This is a genomic window from Streptomyces sp. WAC05292 (assembly GCF_003949955.1).
Lineage (GTDB): Bacteria > Actinomycetota > Actinomycetes > Streptomycetales > Streptomycetaceae > Streptomyces > Streptomyces globosus.
Genome location: NZ_RPSE01000237.1, coordinates 1 through 9,625 on the forward strand (window position 1 = coordinate 1; position 9,625 = coordinate 9,625).

The following is a 9,625-nucleotide window of genomic DNA, read 5'->3' on the forward strand; positions in this document are numbered from 1 at the left end:
GACCGTCGGGGCGGGTGGCTCGCCGGGGCGGTGTTCCAGTCCGTGAACAGGGGCTTGTGGGCGGAACGGGGTTCTTGGAGGATCGACCAATCCTCCGATGGCCGCACCCCATCGTCCGGCCCGGGGCGGCAGCCCGGCCCTGACGGCAACCCGGCCCGGACGGCAACCCGGCCCGGACGGCAACCCGGCGTGGATAGGGACCCGGCCCGGGGCAACCGGAGTCAGCCCGGCCGCCGAGGACCTTCAGGCGCTCCGGCCCACCGCAGACCCGTCGGCCGCCCAGGCGGCCACCCCTGGACCGCCGACGCGCACGCGCGTCACCGGCTGCCGGCCGCCGCCTCGACGGCGGCAAGGCGGTCCCTGCGGTGCTCCAGCCATGCACGCTCGGCGACCGACCATGCCGTGGTGGCGGCCAGGTACAGGCCGGCGGCCAGCGGCACGATGGCCGCCGTCACCAGCGTCCCGAAGGACAGCAGCGGCAGCACGCCTCCCAGTCGGCGCATGGCCTCCTGCTGCTCGGCGGTCAGCTCCGGCACCCCGGCCGCGGAAGGGCCCGTCCCGGCCTTGGCCCGTCCCGGCGCGGCCTTGCCCCGTGGCACCGGCGCCGCGGTGGCAGCGGCAGCCGCGGCCCGCCGCCCCCGCACCGCGCTCCACGCGGCGACGGCGGCGATCACCGCGAACAGCGCGAGGTACACCAGCCCCTGCGCGCCGAACAGCCCACCATCCCCCAGGGCACCGGCCCACGTCCCGCCGAGCGGCGCCGCGAACAGGCGGTGCCCCAGCAGCTCCCCCGACGTGGTGAACGCCTGGTACATGAGGAAGAACACCGGCAGCTGGAGCAGCAGCGGCAGGCAGCCGGCCACCGGGGTGGCGCCCTTGAAGGCGGCCCTGTTCAGGGGGTGCAGGGCGAGCCGTACGAGGACGGTGAACAGCACGATCGCGGCAGCGGTCGCGGACTCGGCCAGCGCCGGCTCCAGGAACCGGCCCAACTCGACAACAACATGGGTGAAAACGGACACGCGGGCTCTCCGGGGGTCTCGTCGAACGTCGAAGTGGTGCGTTTCGGCGTGACGAGCCACGCGGGGCGCGGCAGCGGAAGCAGGCTGTGCCTGAGGCGATCGGGGAGGGCGGTGCGCCGTGCGCGCCCCTACGCGGCCGTCGGGGCGAGACGGCCGGGTGCCCTCGGCCGCGACCGGCCGGAGGCGTCGGGATCGCGCTGCGGCAGGAACGCCGTGCGCTGCTCGCGATCACGGATCGCTGTGCGTATTCGGTGCGGCGGCACGGGCCGCACCAGGCGCGCCGCGAGGGCGGCTGCCCCCACGGACACGGCGGCGGCGGTCGCGGCGAGGGCGACGACGACGGCACCCTGACCGCCCTGCCCGGCGATCAACCCGAGGACGCCGGCGAACAGCATCAGGGGAGCGAGGCGCGCGGCGGCGCCGGCGAACGCCGCAAGCAGTGCCCTCAACGAACCCGCCCGGCGCGAGCCGTCCAGCCCGTCCACGTCAACCGCCCCCTCTCCGCCGCTCATGTGCGTACTGGTGATCGATCCTACCCAGCCGTACCGACAACGCCCCGCCCCCCGGATCGGTTCCCGGCGAGCACCCCCCACACCACGAGCCGGTACCGGGAGCTGTACTCGGGCGTGCAGGTGGTCAGCGTGATGTACGCGCCGGGCTCGGTGTACCCGTACCCCGGGCGGACCGCGCTCCGCGGCACCGGGGCGATCACGCCGGTGTCGCGCGGCGCCGTCTCCGGCAGGATCCGGTCGACGGTGTACGTGTACCGCCGCCCCCGGACCTCGACGACGAGCTCGTCGCCGGGCCGCAGCCGGTTCACGTACCGGAACGGCTCCCCGTGCGTGTTGCGGTGCCCGGCCAGCGCGAAGTTGCCCTGCGCGCCGGGCTCGGCGGTCCCGGGGTAGTGGCCGGCGTACCCCTTGTCGAGCACGCTCCGCTTGTCGACCCCGCGCGCGACGGGCACCGCCACCCCGAGCCGCGGAATGCGCAGCACCCCGTACGCCGCCCCGTCCCGCGGCCGGTCGGCGGCTCCGCCCGCTCCGCCCGCCTCCGACGGCGACGGCGCCGGCGCCGGCGCCGGCCCGGACGGCTCCGGGGACGGCTCCGCGGAAGCCTCCGGCTGAGCAGCCGCCCCCGGTCCCGGACCGGGAGCCGCCGCCCAGGCCTCCTCCAGCGCGGCGACCCGCCGCACCGCGGCGGCCGCGGCCTGCCGGTTCGTCCACCACACCTGGTGCACCACCAGCAACAACAGCAGCACACCCACCGTGACGGTCAACTCGGCGGCCGCCCACAGCACCCGCGCGAGACCGCCCGGGCGCGAGCACCCGCCGCGCCCCTGCACCACCACACGCATGTGATCCCGCACGGGGCGCACCTTAAGACCTCCCCCGCCAACAGACCAGCGGCAGTACGGTGTGAACCATGCGCCCCGACACGCCTGCAGAGCACATCGCCGAAGCCGAGCGCCTGATCCGCACGGCGACCCGCTACCCCGAGGACCAGGAGCCCCTGCTGCTCCAGGCCGCCGCCCACCTCGAACTGGCCGACGCGCGCGAACGGGCGAGCGCCCTCTACGACCGCCTCCTCGCCGGCGAGCCGGCCGACCCGCACCTGATCAAGGCACTCCAGGCCGCGAACCTCTGGGAGTACGGTCACGAGCCGGAGGCCCGCGCCCTCATCCAGGGCATCCGCGCCGCGTCGCCCGCGGACCCGGCACCCTGGGAGGTCATCGCCGAGGCCCTCGAAGCCCACGACGAGCTGGCCGCGTCGGAGGAGTGCTTCACCCAGGCGGCCACGCTCCTGATCTCGGAGGACGCCCCGCTCACCCCGGCGACGACGGCGCTGCTGACGGGCAGGCACCGCGTCCGCCGCCTCCTCGGACTCCCGCACGACGACTGGGACATGGTCGCCGACACCCGCCACACCGGCCCGATCCCGCTGGACGAGCTGCACGACCCCAAGCGCATCTGGGCCCTCGGCTCCGACGACCCCGCCGAGCTCCGCGCCGAGATCGCCCGCCTCCGCGCGGAACTGGGCGACCGCCGCGCGGCCCTGTCCCGCCCGTTCCCGGTGGCGATCCTGCACTGGCCGCAGCGCGAGCTGGCCGAACTCCTGACCAGCTACCCGACGCTGGCGGCGGAGTACCCCTCGCACGACGCGCACCTGGCCCAGGTCGAGGCGTCCCTGCGCGCCCTCGCCGCCTCGGGCACGACGAACCTCGGCATCGTCACGGCGAGCGTCCCGTCGTACGAGGCGTTCGCGGCATCGGAGAAGACGTCCCCGGCGTCCCCGTCCCTCCTCCCGGAGTACGCGACGACCCTGGCGGCCCGAGGCAAGGCCACCCCCTGGCCCCCGCCCCCGAACGCCCCGTGCTGGTGCACCTCCACCAAGCCCTACTCGGAATGCCACGGCGCCGCGTAGGGGCGCGGCCGGCAGCGGGCCGCTAGTCGACCATGCCCCAGGCGGCAGCAGTCGGGGTACCGGCCCAGCCGTCGGCGGTCTGCCAGATCGCGGCGATGCCCTGGTCCTCCAGGTAGGGCGCGAACACACCGATGTCCTCGGAGAAGAGCGCGATCAGGTGGGGTGCGGGGAGCTTCTTCTCCCGGTACAGGAAGTAGCTGTATTCGCGGAGTTGTCCGATCGCTTCCCGAACGGCGGCGTCCGCACGGCCCCTGCGGACGACCTTCACCTCGACCAGCCACTCCGGCCCGTCCGACGCGGGTGCCTGTTCCGCGTCGGACTGCTGGAGCGTCAGGTCCTTCGGATGGACGTGCTGGTTGTTCGGCGTGTAGTCCCGCTTGCTGATGTGGGCAGCAAAGTCCTCGATCAGTTCTTCGTGCTTCCGACTCTTCACCTGCTGGTGGGCAGTGATGTGTGCGATGTAGTCGCTGCTGTTGCGGGGCTTGAAGCCCGCCGGACGCACCACGGGCGTGGGCGGGGCGGTCGGCGTCCCCATGGTGGTCGACCCGGAGGCCTTCCCACCCTCCTCGCTGGACGTCCGCTGCTGCGGCAGGGCCGGCACGTCGAGGTCGTCGTCGTCCTGCGCGGCCCGCCACGCGGACTCTGCTGCGGCGGCCCGTTGGAGGAGGCTCGTTGCAACACGCAGGTCGTGCTGCAACTCCTCCTCCGACGGCATGGCGGCGATCTCGTACCGGCGTGCGGCCACGCTCGCCGCTGCATACGCCTCCGGCCGTTTTCCACTGCCCAGCGCGGGATTGTGGTTCCACTCCTCGGCAAGCGACGGCGGGAGGGCGGCGGACAGCCGCGCCGCGTGGCGCCGCAGATGCGCCAGGAGCGGCTGCTTGTTTTTGATCTTGTCACCGAGTTCGGTGACTCCCTGCTGGAGTGTCAGAGTCACAGAGGTCAAGTCCGTACTGAAGATGTAGGCGAGGTACAGGTCCCGCTTGGGGTTGGTGTTGATCGCCTTGTCGAAGACGCCGATCCACGGCGAGGCTGCGGCCGTCGTTTGCCCTCCGTACCCGGCGGCGATAAGCCCCTCCGGCAGTCCCAGGTCGGCGCGCTTGGCCACGTTCCGCAAGACCTGCTGGCCGGGCACATGGATCCGCGTCCCGGCCTTCGAGTCGTACTTGTCAGCCACCTCAAGAAGCAAAGCCCGGATCGTCATGGCATGACGCTATGCAAATCACTGCACGAGTCAATCCATTTCGATCAGTTCAGGACGCCATCCGACTGGCGGCGCACCCCTTCCCTCCCGTCGAACAGCAGCAGCTGGTGGTGGCCGCGCAGGGTTGCCGTCGGTGGGGTGGGGCGGGGTGTGGCCAGGGTCAGGAGGGTGCGGATCGCGGACGTGACCTGGGTCGGGGTGTCGCGGACCATCGACGGGGTCGCGCTCACCACCAGGATGCCGTGGGCCTCCAGGCGCAGGCGGCGGCGGAGTGTGGCCTGCCAGGCGTCGCGGGTGTAGTGGTACTCCGCGGAGTCGATCTCCAGGGCCACGCCCTCGTCGGGCCAGTACGCGTCCGGTGCGGCGAGGAAGGCGCCGTCCGCGGTGTAGAGGCGGGCGTTCCACAGCGGCGGCGGAAGGCCGGCCGCGGTGAGGGCGTCGCGGGCCTGCGCCTCGGCGGGCGAGCGGACCCCGGCGAGTAGCTCGGCCGCGGCGGCGCGGATCTCCGGGCGGCCGAGGAGGCGGGCGGTGCGGAGTTCGGCGTGCAGGTCCTGCGGGTGGCACCAGCCCGACTGGACGACGCGGGCCAGGACCGCGCGGAGCTGCTGCGGGTCGGTGGCGTGGGCCGCGTAGTCGGCCGCCGCCCGTACCGGGCGGGTGCTCGGAACTCCGGCGACCGTGATCGTCTGCGGCCAGCGCGCCGTCGCCAGGGTGCGGACCTCAGGGGTGCCCGCCGGGCGGCGCGGGCTGCGGACCAGTACGTCGGCCGGGGTGCGGGGCGCTTCGGGGATGCCCAGCAGGGACAGGGCGGCGGCGCCGGTCAGGGCCGCGGTGTCGCCGGAGAGCGGGTCGGCGGCCGGGTCGGCGGCGTACAGGACGGCGCCGAGGGCCCGTTGTCGGTGGTCCGGGGGTCCGGTCTGCAGGAGGTAGACGCGGGGCAGCAGCCGCTGCCACGGGCCGCCGGGCCGGCTGCGGGAGGCGATGGTTCCGGCGGGGATCCCGGACGCGGTGAGCTGCCTCCGGGTGGCCAGCCGGAGCTGGCGGCGGAAGCACGGCGCGGCCGCGGCCGACGGGCGCCGCCGGGGGCGTACGGGCGGACGGGCCCGGGGGGTGTGCGCGTGCTCGTGCGTGTGCGGTCGTGTGCGCGGTGTGATCATGCCGCGGTTTATGCCCCGCAGCGGGCGCGCGAACACCGTCGTTCGCGGCGCGGCGGACGGGGCTGCGGGCCCGGCACCGCCGGGGCGTGGAAGGACCGTCGGGAACGGACGGACTGGCGCCGCCCGGCCTGGCGCGGCTGTCGGGAACGACGGACTGGCACCGCCTGCCGCGGCCCGCGCGTATGCCCGGGGCGGCGCGCGGACACCGCCGGGCGCGGTGGGTGTACACGGGTGTGGTCGCCCGCGGCAGCGGGGCGGTCCGGGGGGGGATCGACGCCGCCCGCGGCGCGGCGGTCAAGGGCGGCGGGCCGGCACCCGCGGTCGCGAAGGGCGGTTCAGGGACGGGACGGACGGCAGCCGACCGCAGGCGGGTGGGGCGGGCCGGCATCGCCGGCAGTGGCAGGGGCAGGCCGGACGGGCGATGCCCCCGGGCCGCGCGGGGCGGTTCGGAAGCCGGCCGGCGACGGCGGCGCCGGCCACGGCGTGCCGGGGTCACAGCCCTGCGGCGCCCGGGTGGTGTGGTGCCAGGAAGACGACGACGGCGGTGCGCTCCGGCGCCCCCGGCAGCGGGGCCACCTCGTGCCAGCCCAGGCGGCGGTACGTGGCCACCGTGTCGGTGGCGATGCGGGAGGTCAGCAGCCAGGCGCGGCCGTCGGGGGCGTCGGCGGTGATCTCGGCGAGGAGGGCCCGGCCGGTGCCGCGGCCGCGGGCGAAGGGGCGTACGGCGAGTTCGTCGACCTCCAGCGCTCCCGTCAGCAGCCGGCGGACGCGGGCCGGGCCGAGCTGGGCGGCGACCTGCCCGTACGCGCGGCCGGTGGGGAGGTCCGGCGGGGTCAGCCAGGCCGTGGCGAAGCCGTCGACGCCCGCCTCGGACTGGGCGAGCGCCGTGCGGAAGCCGTGGCGGCGGCTGTCGGCGCGCAGGCGGGGACCGAAGCGGCGAATGGTTTCTGCGTCCTCGTTCCACGGCGGGGCGGAGAACACCTCCGCGTACGCGTCGACCAGTTCGTCGACGAGGTCGAGGACGGACTCTCCGTAACAGATCACGATGTCCCGGCCTCTCTGGAGGAAGTGGGAGGAGGCGACTGTACGCCCGCCCGGGCCGCGGGACGCGTTCCGTGCAGATCCGGAGAGTATGTGGCAAATCCCCCGGCCCGCACGCGTGTCGGCCGGGCCGGCGGCGCGTTGAGCAGGCGTGGACAGACTGCTGCGGATCGCGGCGCGGTGCGCGCTCGCGTTCCTGCTCGTGCTGGGCGTGGTGGCGCTGCTGCCGCGGACGGTGCAGGACGCCGTACCGGACGGGGTGATCGGCGGCGCCGTGCTGGTGCTCGGGGCGGTGGGGGCCCGGCGGGCGGTCAAGCCGCCGCGTTAGCCTCGGGAACGGGGCGCGGCGGCGGCTGCGGCGGCTGCGGGCTTCGGCGGACGTCCCCACGGACACGGCGTACGACGACGTACGGAATCGAGCGAGGGAGTTGGACATGGCGCGGGTGCGGGTACCGAGTGCTGCGATGGCGGCCGCCGGGCTGGTCGGCGGGTACGCCGCCGCCCGCCCCTCAGGCCCCGAACGCGCGCGACGCCGTGTGGATGAGGAGGCCCGCCAGGGCGCCCACCACCGTGCCGTTGATGCGGATGAACTGGAGGTCGCGGCCGATGTGGGCCTCGATCTTGCGGGAGGTGTGTTCCGCGTCCCAGCCCGCCACCGTGTCCGTGATCAGTGACGTGATCTCGGCCCGGTACGTGGTGACCACGTACACGACCGCTCCTTCGATCCAGCCCTCCAGCTTGTCCTGGAGCCGCCCGTCCGTCGCCAGGCGGGCGCCCAGCGACAGCAGGGACGCGCGGACGCGGAGCCGCAGTTCGCTCTGCTCGTCCTCGGCAGCGGAGAGGATCATGGCGCGGATCGCCGTCCACGCGGAGGCGATCACGTCCTGGATCTCCTCCCGCTCCAGGATCTCCGACTTCAGGCGCTCCACCCGCAGCCGCGTGTCCGTGTCCGCCTGGAGGTCTGCCGCGAAGTCGCACAGGAAGCGGTCCACCGCCCCGCGCGCCGGGTGCTCCGGCATGTCCCGCATCTCGGTGAGGAAGCGGAGCAGCTCCTTGTAGACGCGCTCGCCGACCTTGCGGTCCACGAACCGGGGGGTCCAGCCGGGCGCGCCGCCCTGTACGGCGCCCATGACGGAGTCCGCGTGCGTGACGAGCCAGTCGTGGGCCTTGGCGCAGACGAGGTCGACGACCCGCCGGTGCCCGCCGTCCGCGACGACCCGCTCCAGGGTCTTGCCGATGCCCGGCGCGATCTCGGCCGTCTCGGCCCGCCGGGTGATCGCCTCGCCCACCACGGCCTGGACGTCGGAGTCGCGCAGCACCGTCAGCGCCCCGCGCAGCGCGGTCGCGAGCTCGGCGGTGACCCGGTCGGCGTGCGCCGGCTCCGCGAGCCACGTCCCGAACCGGCTGCCGATCCGCAGGGCGTGCAGGCGGGCCCGCACCACGTCCGCGGAGAGGAAGTTCTCGCCGACGAACTCGCCGAGGGAGGCCCCCAGCTGGTCCTTCTTCGTGGGGATGATCGCGGTGTGCGGGATCGGCAGGCCGAGGGGCCGCCGGAACAGCGCCGTCACCGCGAACCAGTCCGCGAGCGCGCCCACCATGCCCGCCTCGGCGGCTGCCCGCACGTAGCCCGCCCATGCCCCGGCGCCCGTGTGCTCGGCCCAGGTGGCCAGTACGTACACCACCGCGACCAGGACCAGCAGGCCGGTCGCGGTCGCCTTCATGCGCCGTACGCCGCGCCGGCGCTCCTCGTCCGCCTCGCTGAACACGAAGCCGCCGAGGGCCGGGACGGGGACCCGGGGCGGCCGGCCGCCGTCGCCCCGCACGGCCGGTGCCCGGCCCCCCGCCGTGCTGCCGCTGTCCGCGCCCGGTTCGGGGCCCCCGGCGGTGGTGCGTTCGTCCACGTGCTCCTGCCTTCTCCCGGGTGCCGGTTTTGTCTCACAGCATCCGACTCCCGGCACGCCCGGGGAGTTCCCGGCGCGCCGTCCGCAGCGCCGCCCTCAGCGCCTTCCTCACAGCTCCTTGCGCAGGTCGGGGCCGCCACCGAGGCCCGGATACCGCTTCGGCTCCTTCACCTTGATGTCGACGCCGCCCCAGAACGCCAGCCCGGTGACCACCACGCGCGGGGCGCCCGGCGCCACGGGCCCCGTGCTGTGCCGCTGGTCGAAGGCGCCCATGATGCCGATGCCCCGGACGTCGACGTCCACGCCCGGCGGGACGGTGATCTCGATGCCGCCCATGATCGCGATGCAGTTGATGACCACCTCGCGCTCCGCGAAGTGCGCCTCGCGCAGGTCCAGCTCCCCGCCGCCCCAGAACGCCACCGCGTTGAAACGGCTCGGCACCGTCCAGTTCCCGCGGCGCTGGAAGCCCGACATGACCGCCACCGCCGTCGCCGACGCGGCCGGCATCCCGCCGCCGATCCGCCCCGCCCACGAGCCGGCGGCGGGCGCGGCGGCCGCACCGGCCACGGCCGTCCCGGCGGGGGCGGCGCCGGCCGCGGGGAGGTCCCGGGTCAGGGTCTCCAGCTGGGCGTACGTACGCGACGTGTACGCCGACTCCAGCCGCTCCTCGAACTCCTCCATGTCGAGCCGGCCCTCGGCGAGCGCGTCGCGCAGACGCTCCACGACACGGTCCCGGTCGGCGTCCGACGCCCGGAGTTCCGGCAACGGCTTCTGCGGCCCCTGGTGCTGCCCCTCGTCAGTCATGGGGCCAGCCTAAGCAGCGGGGAGCCCGCAGGTGTACGGGTTCAACCCCGCCTCCACCCCGAGCCCGAACCCTGATCC

Annotated in this window: 10 protein-coding genes; 2 read left to right on the top strand and 8 right to left on the bottom strand. The window is 74.9% G+C overall.

The window, feature by feature from the left end; translation table 11 throughout:
- Window positions 1-317: 317 nt before the first annotated feature.
- From EF903_RS21940 to EF903_RS21950, 3 genes are all read right to left on the bottom strand, one after another.
- Complete coding sequence (locus EF903_RS21940) at window positions 318-1,019, bottom strand: YidC/Oxa1 family membrane protein insertase (protein ID WP_125545751.1); 702 nt, start codon at window positions 1,017-1,019, stop codon at window positions 318-320.
- 128 nt (window positions 1,020-1,147) lie between these two features.
- Window positions 1,148-1,414: a DUF6412 domain-containing protein gene (locus EF903_RS21945; protein ID WP_260615761.1), complete on the bottom strand. Its 267-nt coding sequence runs from the start codon at window positions 1,412-1,414 to the stop codon at window positions 1,148-1,150.
- Window positions 1,415-1,551: 137 nt separating this feature from the next.
- The gene (locus tag EF903_RS21950) at window positions 1,552-2,373 is read right to left on the bottom strand and encodes a class E sortase (protein ID WP_125545765.1); all 822 of its coding nucleotides are present in this window, start codon (window positions 2,371-2,373) and stop codon (window positions 1,552-1,554) included.
- 68 nt (window positions 2,374-2,441) lie between these two features.
- Between EF903_RS21950 and EF903_RS21955 the strand changes: the two genes are divergently transcribed.
- The gene (locus tag EF903_RS21955) at window positions 2,442-3,440 is read left to right on the top strand and encodes a M48 family metallopeptidase (protein ID WP_125545753.1); all 999 of its coding nucleotides are present in this window, start codon (window positions 2,442-2,444) and stop codon (window positions 3,438-3,440) included.
- Between the two features lie 22 nt (window positions 3,441-3,462).
- Here the strand turns inward: EF903_RS21955 and EF903_RS21960 are convergent, their stop codons facing one another.
- From EF903_RS21960 to EF903_RS21970, 3 genes are all read right to left on the bottom strand, one after another.
- On the bottom strand, window positions 3,463-4,617 hold the full coding sequence (locus EF903_RS21960; protein ID WP_185902761.1) for an MrcB family domain-containing protein: 1,155 nt from the start codon (window positions 4,615-4,617) through the stop codon (window positions 3,463-3,465).
- A 71-nt stretch (window positions 4,618-4,688) separates the two neighbouring features.
- A complete protein-coding gene (locus tag EF903_RS21965) occupies window positions 4,689-5,801 on the bottom strand; it encodes a hypothetical protein (protein WP_125545757.1) in 1,113 nt (370 codons plus the stop codon).
- Between the two features lie 492 nt (window positions 5,802-6,293).
- Window positions 6,294-6,845, bottom strand: coding sequence for a GNAT family N-acetyltransferase (locus EF903_RS21970; protein ID WP_260615759.1), 552 nt, complete (start codon window positions 6,843-6,845; stop codon window positions 6,294-6,296).
- Between the two features lie 148 nt (window positions 6,846-6,993).
- Between EF903_RS21970 and EF903_RS34225 the strand changes: the two genes are divergently transcribed.
- A complete protein-coding gene (locus tag EF903_RS34225) occupies window positions 6,994-7,170 on the top strand; it encodes a hypothetical protein (RefSeq protein ID WP_185902764.1) in 177 nt (58 codons plus the stop codon).
- Window positions 7,171-7,351: 181 nt separating this feature from the next.
- On the opposite strand, the gene EF903_RS21975 is transcribed toward EF903_RS34225, so the two are convergent.
- Both EF903_RS21975 and EF903_RS21980 read right to left on the bottom strand, forming a co-directional pair.
- Complete coding sequence (locus EF903_RS21975; RefSeq protein WP_125545759.1) at window positions 7,352-8,743, bottom strand: DUF445 domain-containing protein; 1,392 nt, start codon at window positions 8,741-8,743, stop codon at window positions 7,352-7,354.
- Between the two features lie 108 nt (window positions 8,744-8,851).
- On the bottom strand, window positions 8,852-9,547 hold the full coding sequence (locus EF903_RS21980; protein WP_125545761.1) for a DUF1707 domain-containing protein: 696 nt from the start codon (window positions 9,545-9,547) through the stop codon (window positions 8,852-8,854).
- Between the last annotated feature and the right edge of the window lie 78 nt (window positions 9,548-9,625).